At 71.2% G+C, this 15,757-nt stretch carries 11 protein-coding genes; 5 read left to right on the top strand and 6 right to left on the bottom strand.

Annotated features, from left to right (window positions below):
- Nucleotides 1-102: 102 nt before the first annotated feature.
- The 5 genes from AB0M36_RS17790 to AB0M36_RS17770 form a co-directional block, all read right to left on the bottom strand.
- Entirely contained in the window at nucleotides 103-1,335 is a 1,233-nt protein-coding gene (locus AB0M36_RS17790; RefSeq protein WP_364158478.1) for a hypothetical protein, read from the bottom strand.
- A complete protein-coding gene (locus tag AB0M36_RS17785; protein WP_364158475.1) occupies nucleotides 1,319-2,440 on the bottom strand; it encodes a ThiF family adenylyltransferase in 1,122 nt (373 codons plus the stop codon). The genes AB0M36_RS17790 and AB0M36_RS17785 overlap by 17 nt, the downstream gene beginning before the upstream one ends.
- A gap of 431 nt (nucleotides 2,441-2,871) precedes the next feature.
- Nucleotides 2,872-4,206 (bottom strand): hypothetical protein, encoded by a 1,335-nt coding sequence (locus tag AB0M36_RS17780; RefSeq protein WP_364158472.1) that lies wholly within the window; start codon nucleotides 4,204-4,206, stop codon nucleotides 2,872-2,874.
- On the bottom strand, nucleotides 4,206-4,775 hold the full coding sequence (locus AB0M36_RS17775) for a hypothetical protein (protein ID WP_364158469.1): 570 nt from the start codon (nucleotides 4,773-4,775) through the stop codon (nucleotides 4,206-4,208). Before AB0M36_RS17775 ends, AB0M36_RS17780 begins: the two co-directional genes overlap by 1 nt.
- 210 nt (nucleotides 4,776-4,985) lie before the next feature.
- Nucleotides 4,986-5,504 (bottom strand): hypothetical protein, encoded by a 519-nt coding sequence (locus AB0M36_RS17770; protein WP_364158466.1) that lies wholly within the window; start codon nucleotides 5,502-5,504, stop codon nucleotides 4,986-4,988.
- A gap of 153 nt (nucleotides 5,505-5,657) precedes the next feature.
- Between AB0M36_RS17770 and AB0M36_RS17765 the strand changes: the two genes are divergently transcribed.
- The 5 genes from AB0M36_RS17765 (at nucleotide 5,658) to AB0M36_RS17745 (ending at nucleotide 14,916) form a co-directional block, all read left to right on the top strand.
- Entirely contained in the window at nucleotides 5,658-8,399 is a 2,742-nt protein-coding gene (locus AB0M36_RS17765; protein WP_364158463.1) for a LuxR C-terminal-related transcriptional regulator, read from the top strand.
- A gap of 80 nt (nucleotides 8,400-8,479) precedes the next feature.
- Nucleotides 8,480-10,729 carry a membrane dipeptidase gene (locus AB0M36_RS17760; RefSeq protein WP_364158460.1) on the top strand — a complete coding sequence of 750 codons (2,250 nt, stop codon included), beginning with the start codon at nucleotides 8,480-8,482 and terminating at the stop codon, nucleotides 10,727-10,729.
- Nucleotides 10,730-10,745: 16 nt separating this feature from the next.
- Nucleotides 10,746-12,365: a galactose oxidase early set domain-containing protein gene (locus AB0M36_RS17755; protein WP_364158457.1), complete on the top strand. Its 1,620-nt coding sequence runs from the start codon at nucleotides 10,746-10,748 to the stop codon at nucleotides 12,363-12,365.
- 3 nt (nucleotides 12,366-12,368) lie between these two features.
- Nucleotides 12,369-13,493: an MFS transporter gene (locus AB0M36_RS17750; RefSeq protein ID WP_364158454.1), complete on the top strand. Its 1,125-nt coding sequence runs from the start codon at nucleotides 12,369-12,371 to the stop codon at nucleotides 13,491-13,493.
- Between the two features lie 94 nt (nucleotides 13,494-13,587).
- Nucleotides 13,588-14,916 (top strand): hypothetical protein, encoded by a 1,329-nt coding sequence (locus AB0M36_RS17745; protein WP_364158451.1) that lies wholly within the window; start codon nucleotides 13,588-13,590, stop codon nucleotides 14,914-14,916.
- Nucleotides 14,917-15,244: 328 nt separating this feature from the next.
- On the opposite strand, the gene AB0M36_RS17740 is transcribed toward AB0M36_RS17745, so the two are convergent.
- A complete protein-coding gene (locus AB0M36_RS17740; RefSeq protein ID WP_364158448.1) occupies nucleotides 15,245-15,757 on the bottom strand; it encodes a hypothetical protein in 513 nt (170 codons plus the stop codon).

Genomic DNA, 15,757 nt, shown 5'->3' with positions numbered 1-15,757 from the left:
CGGCGAGACCAGCAATCAGATCACGGACAGCCTCAACCTTTCGTCGGTGAAACCGAAGCCCAGTCCGCTACCAGGCCCATAAGCATTCCCCACCGCCCGAGGTCATCGCCGTCGTCGTTCGGTCACCATCGACCATGTCCATGCGGCGCCGTGGGCGGCCACCAGCGCGATGAAGCCGACTCCCTCCCAGAAAGCGGCCGTCTTAGGGCCGAGGAACAGGCCGGAGGCGGCGATGCGCAACATCGTCAATGTCGCGGGGACGGTCAGTAGCGCGAACAGGCTGAGCGTGGCGGCGGTCCCGACCAGGTATACGGGGGCGTACCAGCCGATGATTGTCAACTCGCGACGCGGTATATCGCTGAGGTCGTCGCGGGCGTGGATTCCCCACGTCCGCCGGGCCCGGGCGGTGAGGAATCGCCGGGTGTCCCTCATCAAGTTGCCCACACGCAGCCGCTCGGCGACGACGAAATACATGTCGGTCCGCATGAACACCGACAGTTGGAAGATCATGCTCAGGCTCAGCAGGTAGATGAGACTTCGGGGTACGGCCTCGGCGAGCCCCGCGAGTTGCAGGCACAGGCACGTGAACACGACGCAGAGATCCCACGTCATCCCCGCCAGATAGGCCGCGTAGCGGCGGGCCCGGGGAACGGCGCGCACTCCGCTCATCTCGGTCTGGGCGACGAGAAACCACAGTCGATGGCTCAACGACAACCGGCCGACGCAACCCAGCGCCCGTACGGCGATGGCGTGGGCCATCTCGTGAAAGAGGACGAGAACCCACCCCAGAGCAGCCATCACCACCGCATTGGTCAACACCCCCGGCAGGAGCAGAGCGTCGCCCGGGATCGGTCGCAACCACGGCACGACGATCAGCAAGACGGCCACAGCCGCCCACACCGCCTGGTAGCTCGATCGCATGGGTCGACTAAGCAGCCACGCCACTCGCTCCCGCGGTAGGTCGGCGAAGATTCGCACGCCGCGTGTGCGAGAGCTGCCGGAATCGCCTTCGGCGCCAGGGCCGTCCGGCGGGTACGGGCGACCGTCGACCGAGCGGACGAAGCCACAGGCGGCCAGGGCCCCCAGGAAGGCCGTGATGTCCGGCGGTTCGCCGTACGTCTCGACGAATCGCCGGCGCACCTGCCGCAGCGGAAGCCCGGCCGCGAACCATTTCACCAGCGCCACGCCCTCCGCCGGAAGGGCGACAAAGACCCCGGTGTCCACGCGGCCGACCTCGTGCTCCTGGTGCTCACTGTCGCCGACGTGCAGGTGAAACAGTTCCACCACGCTGTCGTCGTGCAGGCCGGCCGCGGCGGCGCTAGGCGACGAGGACATCGCCCGTCACTCCCGAGCCGCACTTCGGGCAGTCGTCGAGCCGCTTTCCCTCGGCGAATTCGGTCTCCATCCGCTGCATGTCGACGATGAGCTTGCGACCGGCGATCAAGGGATCCGCCATGCCGTTGAGAAACTTGACCGCTTCGAGAGCGGCGACGCTGCCGATCATCCCGGCCATCGGGGCGGTGCAGGGATTGACAGTGCGATCACCGATGACGTTGACCATGTGGTTCACCGTGGGGAGGTATTCCGGCCGGCTCTCAGCCGCCTCGCGCTCGACGCAGGCGAAGCACGCGGTCCGGTACGGCACGTGCAGGAACAGATTGACGGTCAGGCCGTCGTTTCCGCCTCGGATCCAGGCGACCCGCTCGGCGAGAGCCGCGTCGTTCAGCCAGTGATAGATCCTCAGTCGGGGCCGGTCCGCGGCGCAGACCAGCAGGTCCCGGTCCGACATGCAGCGTCGCGCGGCGGCGACGCCGTCCACCATCTCCGCTCGGACGGCGACGTCGACGTGTGGGTTCACCGCAGCCAGGTGCTCGGCGGCGGCTTCCACCTTGAGGCGACCGACATCGGTGTCGGTGTAGAGAATTTGGCGGTTGAGGTTTGCCAGCTCGACCCGGTCGTGGTCGACGAGGGTCAGGTGGCCGACGCCGACCGCGGCCAGGCTCAGTGCGACGTACGATCCGAACCCGCCGACGCCGAGCACGGTGACCCGCGCGTCACGCAGCCTGAGCTGGAAGTCCCCGGGCGTCAGCGGCGGCCGGTGAAAGAACGAGAAGAATTCGAGGTTGCGCCGGTACCGCTCACGCTCCGCCACTGACAGGGCCGCGGGCAGGGGACTGGCAGCGTCCTCGACGAATCCCATGTCGATCAAAGTGTCGATCGCATTGTCGACCTCCTCCCGCGTTGCGGCCGGAAAACGCTCGTGTACGTCGGCCGCGAGCCGCGGGCGGGTGCGCGTGCCGTCCATCAGGTTCAGAAGGAGCCACACTTCGCCGTTCTCGTCGGCTATCTCGGAGGCTATGCCGAAGTCAGCCCCGAGGCGTACGCGACCGTCGCCCAGGGGAACGGGTGGAAACACGCTCTTGATACGTGGCAGATACATCCTGGTCCTCCTCGTCGGGTCGAACCGGCCCCGGGGAGCCGGAAACAATCCGGTCCCGCGCCGAGCGACGCGGGACCGGCAGTGGTCAGCAGTCCGTGCAACCGCAGCAAGCGCATGCACCGGTGGTCTCGATCTTCTCGAGTCGCCTGATCTTGATCGTCATGGAAATCACCTCCCTCATCGATGGCGTGCGGTGGCGTGACGTCAGCCCGTCCGTTCCGCACAGCACCACCCTCGATTGCGGACCCTCCGGCCCGCTTCCGAGGAAACCCCCACCCGGGCCGGGTACGTCGGCTCGCGCGACGCCGGTGATTCCCCCGGCCCGGCGAGGGCCCGCCACCCGCGGACATGATGATGCGAGCGGTCCACCGGACCGGGAGCCCGGAACGCGACCGTGAGTTGGCGGCGTTCCGGTGCGGACCCGGGAGGGCTCAGAGCAAGTAGGCGCCGAGCGTGGCGGCGACGGCGAGAGCCAGCAGGGTGCCGGATCCGCGCCGGATCAGCACCGGTGCGGAACCGGCGAGCGCCAGCAACGACAGGGTCATGCCGAGGGAAGCCAGGAGTACGGCGACCTGGAGGGTGTCGCCGCGTTGGCCCGCACGCTCCGCGAGATCGACCGCGCGATTCTGTTCCTTGCGCAGCGCCTCCCACTGCGTCGGGCCGGTGGCGGCTATCCGGCTGGTTCGCGGGTCCACGCCCGACGCTGGTTCGGGCAGCCGGGTCATCGCTTCGACCAGCGGCCGTAGCCGTGGAAGCGCCTGCTGGTCGGCTCGAGCGACGACGGTCCGCGGGGCCGCCTGGAGCTCGTCGGCCGTGTCGACGGCGGCCAGTTCGCGGGCGTACCCGCGCAGTTCCGTCAGGACGAGCGCCCGCTCGCCCTCGGCTTGGAACGTTCGGACCACGCTGCTTGCCGTGATCGCCGTACTGACCTTCGTCGCACCCCGCGTCGCGATCGAGTGCGCGCGCTGTTCCTGGTTGCCGGCGACGATGATCCCGGCGGGAAGGACGGAGATCAGGATCCAGCCGAGCAGGGCGACAGCGCCGAAGGGGCCGGCCGTCCGCCGCTCCGGGTCGGGGCCGGGAACGAGTCCGACGTCGGGTACGGCGCTGCGCGCACGGGCTCCGCGCCGGACCGCACGGGCGCCGGACCAGAGGATCAACCCACGCAGCACGACGAAGACGGCGACGAGCGGCACGGTGGCAAGCGCGACCGTCACCGCCTGCCGCATGGCGGCGTCGCCGTCGGCCATGGCGCCGGCCGGATCGCGGTCGCGTAGATCCGGGTGAGCGCCGCGCATGTCCGCGAGGCGCCGCGCGATGTCGTAGCCGCCTTCCGGGAGGCGGTACCGGTCCCCATCGAGCAAGCCGCCGCTGCCTTTGGCGGCCTGCCGAAGGTGTCCCACGGTCTGCGTCTCGGCCAGTGACTCCCAGGCCGCGAGGTCGCCGGCCGAGCCGGCGTCGCCGGCCGCCAGCCGCAGGGCGCGGGCGCGGGAGTCGGCGATCGCGACGTGCAACGCGAACGGCGCCTCGTCGCCGTACACGTGGCGAAGGTCCTCGACCAGCGCGGCGGACCACGTGATCTCCTGCCGCGACGCGTCGTGCCATTCGCCGCTGGCGCGGGAGGAGAGCACGGCGGAGGCCGCGACCCCGACGGCTACCGCGACCGTTATCGCCGCTTGCAGCAGGTTCAGCCATGAGCCCGTTCTGGTGCGGGGCAGTGGCCGAACGGCGGCCCGGCCACGGGCGACAGGCGGCCGGGTGTCCATCACTGCCGCCGGTAGGTGACGGTGATGTCCTCGTCGTCGGTCAGCAGAAGCTTGTCGCCGCTCATCCGCCAGCGCAGTACCTTCGGTGTCGTGTCGGCCGGTCGCTGCCAGCCGCCGTCGGGCGAGTCCGGGTCCTTGAGTGTCTGGGTGCCGCGCTGCGGCCGCAGGGTGATGCGGGTCCGGGTCGCCCGCGCGGTGCCGGCGGCGCCGACCTCGAAGCTGAAGAGACCCGAGGGTCGCTGCTGCATGAGCACGCCCGCGTACCGGTACGTGCCATCGGCGTCGAACTCGTAGATCATCTCTGCGTTGCCCTCGCCGGTGCTGACCCAGGAGCCGACGAGCGTCGCGGGGAGAGCCGCGGGAACGGTGGTCGGGTCGGGCCGGGCCGGCACGGTGGTCGGCGGTGTCGTGACAGCGGTGGTCGGATCGGGACGGGGCGTTACGGTGGTCGGTCGTGTCGTGTCCGGCGAACCATCGAAGTCGGGATCCGTGGCCGGTGCGCCGCAGGCGGACAGCAGCAGTACGACCGCCAGCGCGGCGGACGCCAACGCCGGGAGTAGGGGTTTCATGACTCGCCCTTCGGTGCCGAGGGATGTTTCGACCACCCTCGCGCCCAGGGCGTCCGAACCGCTTCGGGGAAAACCCGGGGTCGGATCGCCCCGCCGAGTGCTCCCGCCAGCCCGGCGTGCAAATGTCCAGCCAGGACGGATCGGGGTGTGGGCGAGCGGATCGCCGAGCACTCCGCCGCCGTGGCGTCGTCAGCGGCGGAGGGCGTCGGCTCAGCCGGCGTCGTCGGGGCGGCGTGCCAGCTTGGCGGTGGCCTCGGTGAGGCGGTCCGGGGGCTGCGGCAGCCGCTGCAGGACGTCGCCGATCGCGCGGATGGCCCGATCGGCGAGATCGCGGTCGGCGTCGCCGAGCCGGACCAGGGTGCCCAGCGCGATCTGGAACCAGGTCCCGCAGAAGTGCGCGGTCGGCGGGAACAGGGTGACGCAGGCGTGGTCGTCACAGTCGACCCGGACCACCTGCAGGTGGGTGAGGTGGTTGCCGAGCTGGTGCGGGTCGCCCGCGCTCGGCGACCAGGTCGCCATCACCAGGTACTGCCCCGGCGGGACCTCGAACTCGGCGTGGCCGCAGTGGGTCTCGATATTGGTGTACGGCACCGCCTCTCGTCCGTCGCGGCACCAGTGGAGGAAGTCACCCTCACAGGTGAGGACGTGGACGTACCACCGGTGCTCCAGGTCGATCTTGCACGGTTCACCGATCCCGGTGATCCAGACGTTCAGTGTGGCCGTACCCATGGTTTCCTCCAGGAGTCTCGGGAATGGACTGCCGTCATCGAAGCGCGCGGACGTGCCGTTCGCGTCCGGGAAATCCCTGGGTCGGCTCGAAGCGTCCTGAGGCCGACAGTGGAACGTATCGCGATCAATTCGTCACGGACGGTACGTTGGGGCGTGCTGTTCGGACGGGAGGTCGAGACACGCCAGATAGGCAAGCTGCTGGATGCGGCCCGTCAGGGTCTCAGCGGTGTCCTCGTCCTGCGCGGTGAGGCGGGCATCGGCAAAACCGCCCTGCTGGAGTGGGCGGTCTCCGCCGCCACCGGGATGCGCGTGCACCGCATTCGTGGCTGGGAACCCGAGCAGGAGCTCACCTTCGTCGGCCTCGCCCAGCTCGTCCTGCCGCACCGACACCGCATCGACGAGCTGCCGCCGGTCCAGGCCCGCGCGTTGCGCGGCGCCGTCGCGCTCGGTCCGGCCGAGGCCGCCGACCGCTTCTCCGTCTATGCCGCGACCCTCGGCCTGTTGAGCCTGCTCGCCGACGAGGCACCGCTGCTCCTGGTGGTCGACGACGCCCACGTGCTCGACGCTCCGTCCGCCGAGGCCCTGGCCTTCAGCTGCCGCCGCCTGGTGGCCGAGGGCGTCGCGGTGCTGGCGGCGAGCCGCTCACCCGAGCCGACCGGCGGCGCCGCGACCGCCCTGCCGTCGCTGGTGGTGAGCCGGCTGAACGAGGAGGCCACGTCCCGCCTCGTGGTGGAGCTTCGAGGCGAGCTCCCGCACCGAGATCTCGTGCGCCGGCTGACGCGGGGCACCGCGGGCAACCCGATGGCGCTGCTCGAGGTCCTCGACCACTTGTCACCGGCACAGGTCGCCGGCCGCCAGCCGATGCCCGGCCTGATCCCGGCGGGCACCACCGCCGGCCTCCTCTTCTCCCGGCGGGTCGCCGCACTCAGCGAAGACGCGCGGGTCGCGCTGCTCCTGCTCGCCTCCAGCACCTCGGCACGGCTGGCGGCCGTGCTGGAGGCCGCCGAGATCATGCGGATCCCGCGCGAGACCTTCGCCGAGCTGGAGGCGGAGCGGCTGGTCGGCTTCGAGGGTCAGGTGGTGCGGTTCAGCCATCCGCTGCTCGCCACAGCCGCGCTGTCGACGGCCCGGCCGGCGCAGCGCCGGGCGGTCCACCGGGTCCTCGCGGCGGTGCTCACGGCGCCGGAGCACGCCGCCGAGCGGGCCATGCACCTGGCCGAGGCCACCCTCGGCACCGACGAACAGGTCGCCGCCGCGCTCGAGGAGGTCGCCGGCACAGCCCGCGCCCGCAGCGGGTATGCCGCCGCGGTCAGCGCGCTGGAACGGGCGGCCGCACTCAGCGAGGACGACGCGTCGCGCGCCCGCCGCATGTACCTGGCCGCCGCGGACGCGCAGCTCGCCGGCCTCAACACACGGGCCCGCGAGATGCTCATCGCCGCCGACGGGCTGGCCCACGACGTGCACATGCGCGTCGCCGTCGCCGCCGGCCGCAGCCGCGTGGAGGCGTTCACCGGGCACCCCGCGCTCGCGCACCGCATCCTGCGCGAGGCGGCCCGGTCGCTCTCCGACGAGGAGCCGGCCCGCCGCGCCGAGCTGCTCACCGACGCCGCCATGGCGGCCCTGCTGGCCGGTGACACCGGGGCCGCGATCGCGGCCGCCGACGAGGCGCGGCGGATCGCCACCGATCCGTCCGCGAGCGTGAACCTGGTGACCAGGCTGGTCCAGGGCATCACGCTGATGCACCTCGGGCGTCACCGCGACGGTGTGCTGTTGCTCGCCGGCTGCGCCGAGCTGGCCCGCCGCACCGGGCCGGACCGGCCACCCGTCGAGTACGTCATCCTCGCCTCGGCGGCGCTGTCCTGGACCGGTCAGCACGACCTCGGCCGGGACATGGTGGTGCCGCTCGTGGACGACCTGCGTACCCGGGGAGCGTTGGGCCTCCTACCGTTCGCGCTCTACGCGCTCGGATCCGCGGCGGTCCGGGCCGGGCGGGTGAACGCGGCCCGCGCGGCCGCGACCGAGGCGGCCGAGTTGGCGGCGACCACCGGCGACCTGCTCTGGCGCTACCTGGGGCTGAGCCTGCTCACGCTGGTCGAGGCGATCCGCGGCGATGTCGCGGCCTGCCGGGAGCACGGCCGGGCGGCGCTCGAGCTGTGCGGCCCGCAGACCGGCTATCCGCGCGACGCCAGCGAAGCCCTCGCCCTGCTCGAGCTGAGCCTGGGCCGCTACGACGAGGCGATCGACCAACTGCGCCAAGGTGTCCAACTCCCGGACGCGGGACCGGATCTCATCGAGAGCAGCCGGGACATGATGGAGGCCTACCTGCGCAGCGGCCGCCGACTCACCGGGCCGATGCGGGAGGTGCTCGCGGAGCACCTGCGAGGCGCGAACCTCTCGATCGACGTGGCGGTCGCCTGGCGGATACGGGGGCTGGCCGGACCCGATACGGAGGTCGACGAGTGCTTCGAGAACGCGTTGAAGGAGCACGCCGCCGCGGCGTGCCCGGTGGAGACGGCACGCACCCACCTGGCGTACGGAGAGCGACTCCGTCGTGCCGGGCGCCGGGTCGACGCCCGGGTCCAGTTACGCCTCGCGCTGGAGCTCTTCGAACGCCTCGGCGCCGCCGTCTGGGCGGAGCGGGCCCGGCAGGAGCTGACCGCCACCGGGGAGACCGTGCGGACCCGACCGGACAGCATCCCGGTCGAGCAGCTGACCCCGCAGGAATACCAGGTCGCCCGCGCGGTCGCTCGAGGTGCGACCAACCGCCAGGCGGCCTCGGAGCTGTTCCTGAGCACCAAGACGGTCGAGTTCCACCTGGGCAACGTCTACCGCAAGCTCGGCGTGCGCTCCCGCACCGAGCTGGCGGTGCGGCACCGGGAACTGGCCGCCGCATGAACCCTGGGGCATTCCCGGAAGCGATCGTCGCCGCCGGTGGGCACGGTGGGGGAACCGCACCGTCTCCAGGGAGGGCTTCGATGTCCGAACCCGACACCGGTCTCTTCGGCCTCGCCGACACCCACGTGCACTTTCGGGCCGAGCTCGGCTTCGGCGGCCGAGCCATCTTCGGCTCCGCCGTACCCGTCCGGCGCGGCGGTGGCCCGGCGTCCGCCCTGCCGCACTGCACCGCGGCGCACGGGCCGTGGGGTCTGCTGCCCACGCTGGACGGCATCGGCCACCGGGTGGGCGGCTTCCCGCAGTTCGACGGCTGGCCGCTGCACCGCACCCAGGGGCACCAACAGGCGTACGTCGACTGGATCCGGCGCGCCGTGGACGGCGGCCTCCGGCTCGTGGTCTGCCTCGCCGTCAACAACGAGTTGCTCGCCCGCCGAGCGGGGTGGCCGTTCGGCCGGCGCGCGCCGGCCGACGACATGTCCGCGATCGATCGCCAGATCCAGGGCATGCGCGACCTGGTGAACCACGTCGACGAGCAGTGCGGCGGGTCCGGCCGGGGCTGGCTGGAGATCGCCGAGGATCCCGCGCACGCCCGGCGGATCGTCCTGGCCGGCCGGGCCGCGATGGTGGTCGGCGTGGAGGTCGACGCCCTCGGCAACTGGCACACCCCGGCCGCCCTCGAGCGGCAAGCCGACGCCGAGGGCCGTACGCCCGAGGACTTGATCCGCACGCTGGTGCAGCGCCTCTACGACAAGGGCGTCAGGCACGTGTTCCCTCTGCACACCACGGACAACGCGTTCGGCTCGCCGGCGATCTTCGCCCGCACCTACGACGCCGTCAACTACACCAGCACCGGGCACAGCTTCGTGGTCGAGGAGGCGCCGAGAGAGCTCGGCATCGCCTACCGCCTCGACGAGGACGACTTCGACGGCGGCGGGTTCGCCGAGCGGTTCGCCTACCACGGGTGGTCCGCCGTGTTCCGCCGGGGCGGCCCGCCGCGCAAGACCAACTGGGCCGAGACGCCGGGCGGGCACATCAACGCGGGCGGGCTTACCGCGTACGGCCGTACCCTGCTGGCCGAGCTGATGCGGCGCGGCATGATCATCGACGTCGACCACTCGGGTCACCGGACGCTCGACGCGATCCTGAGCCTGTGCGAGGAGCTCGACTATCCGGTCGTGTCGGGCCACAGCACGCCGCGCGAGATGCGGCACGGCTGGCGGCCGTCGCTGCCCGATCCCGACGCCACCTACTCCCGCGTCCGCAACGCCGCCGATTTCGGCACCGCCCGCGCCCGTAACCTGGCGACCGAGAACAACCGGTCGCCGGAGCAGCTCGACCGGATCCGCCGGCTCGGCGGCCTCGTCTCGGTGTTCCTGTACCAGCGCGACGTGCGGGCCGCCGCCGGTGCGCCCGCCAACGACTGCGCCGGCTCGGCCCGCTCCTTCGCGCAAGTGCTGCACCACGTCCACGCTGTGATGGACGGCCGGGTCGCCTTCGGCAGCGACGTGAACGGAGTCGGCCAGTTGCCCGGCCCCCGCTTCGGGCCCAACGGCGCCGCGGGCATCCGCGGCCGTGCCGACCAGGTCGTTCGGGAGGTCCTGGGACGGCCGCTGCGGCGCGACGAGGTGCTGCGGCAGACCGACGGCGTCCGGTACGCCACGCCACCCCTGGACTACCGCGCACCCCGCTTCGCGCCCGGCGACGGACCTCCGATGACCGTCATCGAACAGCAGTTCTGGGAAGCCCTCACGACGTGGCGGGCGGGCGTCGCCCCCGAGTCGGCCGACCACCCGCCGTGGTGGCGCCGCTCCCCCGTCACCCGCAACCTGATCATCAATCTCGGCTACGGCCTGCGCGCCGAGAGCCGCGCGGACCTACCGGTCCCGATTCCGTTCCGGCCGCCGGTCCAGCCGTGGCCGCTGTTCCGGGTACTGCCGGCCGTGCAACTGGCCGCCTTCCTCGCCCGCCACGGCGAGCCGGCCCGAGAGACCGATCCGGCGACGGCCCGCCGGCTGACGCCGCCGCTGACCAGGATTCGGGCGCACTGGGCCGCCATGGAGAGCGGCCCCGGTCCGGTTCCCTGGATGCTGCGCCGCTTCGGGCCCACCGGATCGGAACTGTACGCGGACGACGGCGCGCTGGCCCGCTCGACGGCGGGCCGCCGCGACTTCGACGTCAACGTCGACGGCGTGGCCCACTACGGTCTGCTCCCCGACTTCCTTCAGGACCTGCGCAACGCTGGCGCCCCGGCTGCCGAGGTCGACGCGCTCTACCGGGGCGCCGAGCACTACATCCAGGTGTGGGAGCGGTGCCTCGAGCGGGCGCCCTGACCGTCAGGAGCGGGACGTGCCCGATCGGTGGGAGATCATTCGCGGCGGCGACGACACACCGCTGCTCGCGGACATTCTTATGATTCACGTGGCCCTGCTGCCCTCCGGCGAGGTCCTCGGCTTCGCCGGCTCGCAGCACAGCGAGGATCCGCAAAAGCCGTATCGCTGCGTCCTGTGGGATCCGGCCGACCCGCACCACATGACGGTGCTGCCGGCGCCGGAGCTCGACCTGTTCTGCGCCGGTCACTGCCTGCTGCCCGACGGCAACGTACTGATCGCCGGAGGCACCGCGAACTACGACAAGGAGCCGGGCAACTCGCACCGGCCGTACCACTTCACCGGCATTCCCGACTGTTTTCTCTTCGACTGGCGCTCCAGGACGTGGTCACGGGTGGCACCGATGGCGTACGGCCGGTGGTATCCGACGTTGTTGCCGCTCGCCGACGGGCGGGTGCTGACAGTCAGCGGGCACGGCGGTCCCGAGCTGCCGAGCCACGAGGTGCTCGAGACGGAGATCTACGACCCGGCCGCGAACCGGTGGGAGCCGGCCCGCCCGCCCGACCCTCGGCTGGAGGACACCGGCAAGTTCTGGCTGTTCGTCACCCTCCGCCCCATGGTCTATTACTGGCGGATGCACGGGCTCGCCGACAGGCGGGTGTTCTCCTCGACCGCCCTGCAACAGGTCGGCGGCAAGCGGCGCACCCGCGTGCTCGACGTGCCGACCAACATACTGACCACGGTGGGGCCGGCACCCCGCGGCATGCTCGTCCCGCTCATGTCGCACGTGTACTCGAGGTCGAACTTCACCTCGGTCCTGCTGCCACTGCTGCCGCCGGACTACGCGCAGCATGTCCTGATCGCGGGCGGCCGGCGGGCGTACCGCTTCGAGGTCGGCGGTCCCCGGCGCGAGTGGCGCCGAGCCGGCCGGCGCCGTCCGTACAAGATGCGGGCGTACACCACGGGACTGCTCCTGCCGGACGGGTCGGTCGTGTGCGTTGGCGGAGGGAAGTCGGAGAAGGTGCCGCGGTGGTACTGGCCCTGGTCGGAGGTCGGTGGCTACGACCGCGACTCCAACCCGGTGCCGGAGCGCTACCTGCCGGACAGCGACACCTGGGTCGCCGGTGCCGCCCCGGCCGACTATCCGCCGATTCCCCGCATGTACCACACGTCCGCCATCGTGCTGCCCAGCGGCCAGGTCCTCGTCTGCGGCTCCAACCGGGACAGTCAGCGCAGCAGGGGCGGCGGGGCGGGGCACGAGCACCACGGGCAGGACACCCGGGAACTGCGTTTGGAGCTCTACTCCCCGCCGTACCTCTTCGACAGCGCCGGAAACCCGGCGCCTCGCATCGAGGTGACCCTCTCGCGGACCGAAGCCGGGTACGGCGAGCAACTCACGCTGCGGTCGCCGGACGCGGAACGGATCCGCCGGGTGACCGTGCTGCGCTGCGCCTCGGTAACCCACGGCTACAGTTCCGACCAGCGGCTCGTCGAGTTGAGCATCGGCGCCCGAACCCACACCGAGGTCACTGTCACCACGCCGCCCACCCCGGAGATCGGGATCCCCGGCTACTACCTGCTCTTCGCGCTGGATCGCGACGGTGTCCCCGCGCACGGTCGCTACCTGCGTCTCGGCTGAGCGGTGGGCGCGTCGCGGCATGCGCTGCTCGTCGTCTTCCTCGCGCAGGGTGCCTGCTTCGCGACCCTGGTCAGTCGGATCCCCGCACTGCGCGACCGGTACGCCCTCGGCGATCTGGGCCTCGGCCTGGTCCTGGCCCTCGTCCCGCTGATCGCCGGAATCGGCAGCCTCGCGGCGGATCGGGTGGCGCGCCGCCGCGGTGTCGTGCCGGTCCTGCGCGTCGCCACACCGACGGTTTGCGTAGTGCTGGCCGTCGTGGCCGTGGTCGGTAGCCTGCCGGCGCTGGTGGCCGTGCTCGCGGTCTTCGGCCTGGCGCTTGGCGCGGCGGACGTCACCATCAACGCGTACGGCGTCGCGGTGCAACGGGCCGGCGGCCGCCCGATCATGTCAGCTTTCCATGCCGCGTACAGCCTCGGCGGCATCCTCGGCTCGGTCACGGCCGCGACCGCCGCGGCGCGCCACCTTCCGCTGACAGCGCACTTCGGCGCCGTCGCTGCCGCCGCGAGCCTGGCGTGCGCCGTGGCCGGGCGCCGGCTGAGTCCGGCGTTCGAGCCGACGCGGCGTGATCCCGAGGCTGTCGTGCCCCGGCTGTGGCGCCGGATCACGGTCGTTGGCGCCGCGATGACGGCGCTCTTCCTGACCGACTCGGCGGTGTCCAACTGGGGTGCCGGCTACCTGCGGGATGTGCTGGGCGCGCCCGATCACGTCGCCGCGCTCGTCTACGGCGGCTACGCCGCGGCCACCCTGCTCGGCCGCACCGTCGGCGACGTCGCCGTGGACCGGTTCGGCGGCGCCCGGGTGGCCGGAGCCGGTGGAGTGCTCGCCGCGGCGGGGATGTCGATGGTCGTCACGGCGGCCACCCCCGCTACCGGTCTCGCCGGGTTCGCCGTCGTCGGATGTGGTCTGTCGGTGATCGCACCGTTGGCGTTCACGGCGGCGGGCCGCGCGGTGCCGGAGCTGCCGACGGCGGCCGTGGCGAGGGTCAACCTGTGCGTGTACGCGGGATTCGTGCTCGGCGCGCCGCTGGTCGGCATGGTCGCGTCGCTGGCGTCGCCGCGTGCCGCCTTCGCCGTAACGCTCGTCATCATCCTGGGGGTCATCGCGGCCGCGCCGAAGCTCGGCCGCTGAGCCCTGGGGCTTTCCCCGAAGCGACGGGCCGCCTCCGAAGCGAACCGTGGAGGTGTCCCCGCGGCATGCGGGGCCGTCCCGCAAAGGAGAAGAAATGGCCACCTACGACGCGGTAATCGGCACGGACGAGTTCGCCCTCGACGAGTTCGTCCGGGCGGTGTACGACGCGACCCACGACAACCTGCTGACCGGCAGCGTTCCCGTCTCATTACCGCCGCTGACCGTCACCGCCATCGACTACGACATCGCGACAGCCCCGCTGATCTCGCTACGGCCGTCGGCACTGGTCCGGCAATGGCGGGAGAAGCAGTTGCGGCAGGTGGAGGGACTCGCCGACGACGCGATCGCAGCGGCCGCCGCGGCCGAGTCGAGCGCCTCGTTCGATCTCACCGTGCGGCAGCTGGCCGTCACCGTGCACTACAGCGGTGATCAGCCGCCGACCCGGATCGACGCGTCCGTACGCGCGGGCCTGCAGTTGACCGTGGTCGCGGGTGGGGTGATGACGCCCGACCTCATCGCCCTCAGCGTCGAGATTCCCGACAACCCGGATCTCGCCGAGATCGTCAACCGAGGCCTGGCGTCGAAGCTCATGGCTGTCATAGAAACCTTCCTCAAGCCCATCCAGATCCCGCCGATCGGCCTGGGCAACCTGCACCTGGCCGCACCGGTCGTGGCCACCGGGGAGGGTCGCCTCCTCGCCACCACCTCGGTGCTGCCCGACTTGCCGGAGGCCGCGCCGCTCGTCGGCGCGTGGCCGGACCACACCCTCTTCGTGGGAGTGCTGCCGAAGGTTCTGGACGTGCTCTTCAACGACGCACTGGCCGCAACGCCGATCACCGGTCACTGGGAGAAGCGGTTCGACTTCGTCTTCTTCTCGATCACGTTGAAGGCGGAGTTCACGGCCCGCGTCTCCCAGGTCGCCCTGGAGCTGGTGCCCGGGCAGAAAGGGCAGGTGCGTGGCACCGCCCGGATCGATGTGGACGCGCGTTTCTGGGCGAAGAACCTGGTTTCCTTCTCGGCGACCGGCGTCGCTCGGCCGACCGTGCACGCGACGGCCGCCGTGAACGGCGCCAACGAGGTCACCGTCGACCTGGACAGCATCGACGCGATCTCGTTCGACCTCGACTTCCACGGCGTCCCGGCGATCCTCGACAACCTGCTCGAGACCATCGTCAACGGATTGGCGCCCGTGATCGTCAAGGCCGTACAGGGCGAGATCGCCAAGCTGCCGCCCCAGCCGGTGACGAAGATCCCGGAGATCACGGTCCCGCTCAACGGCACCACCGTGGTGGTGACTCTCAAGAACGTGGACCTGGCGACGCTGGGCACGCCGGACGGCAAGACCTGCCTCGCGGCCACCGGGGGCGCGGACGTCAGGGTGACTCCGATGGCCGTCAAGCACAACGTCGCCCGATTGTCGTGACTCTTCAGTCAGGAGACCTGTCATGCCTTCCACTCAGTCCGGCGCACTGATCGCTACCACGGCGCTGTTGCTCACGCTCGCCATGGCCGGCTGTCGCGACGAGGAAGCCGAAGTGGGACCTCGCATCCCGGCGCCGCCCGCGCGGACCGTCCACCCTCGGCTTCCGCCGCAGCCCGACCGCAACGACCCACCGACCGATCCGTGCGCATTCCCGGGCGACCCTCTGTGCCCGGACACGGACATCACTGTTCCGGGCCCGCACCTCCCGGATTGGTGAGCCGCGAACGTCCACCGGGCTGGCGCGCCCCCGCACCGGCCCGGTGTGCTCTCACACTGGCGCTTTTCCCACCACGTTGAGGATCAGGCACCCCGAGGCGAGGAGAATGCCGAGAGCGACAGTCGCGATCGCGGACCACAGAAAGCGCGCCTTCCGTGAATTCAGCCGTCGGGACCGCTTGATGACCGAAAAGTGCACGGCGGCGATCTGGGTACTTGCCACGAAGTCGGGATCCAGCCAGTTGTCGGAAATGACGGCGAGTATCCGCTTCTCCTCCAAGCCGCCGTACAGTAATGGCATCGCGCAGAGCAGTCCCAGCATCGCGCTCAGGACCAGCGAGGCGAGGCTGATCAGCAGGAGGATCTCCGACACGCCGGACCATCGGGACAAGGGCATGTCGCGACTGACGTTGAGAAGAAGTGCGATGAGGACTCCGGAGAGCGAGAGTACGCCGACGCCCCTCTGCTCGAACGACGTCGCGCGCTCTCGTTCAGACTTGACCTCGTCGTAGAGGTACGCCGCCCACAGGAAGCTCTTCTTCTCCAGGAAGGGCTCGGTCCGCAC

Source organism: Actinoplanes sp. NPDC051346 (genome assembly GCF_040682215.1).
GTDB lineage: Bacteria > Actinomycetota > Actinomycetes > Mycobacteriales > Micromonosporaceae > Actinoplanes.
Note: the sequence above shows the minus strand (reverse complement) of the source record. Positions and strands in the feature narration are given on the sequence as shown.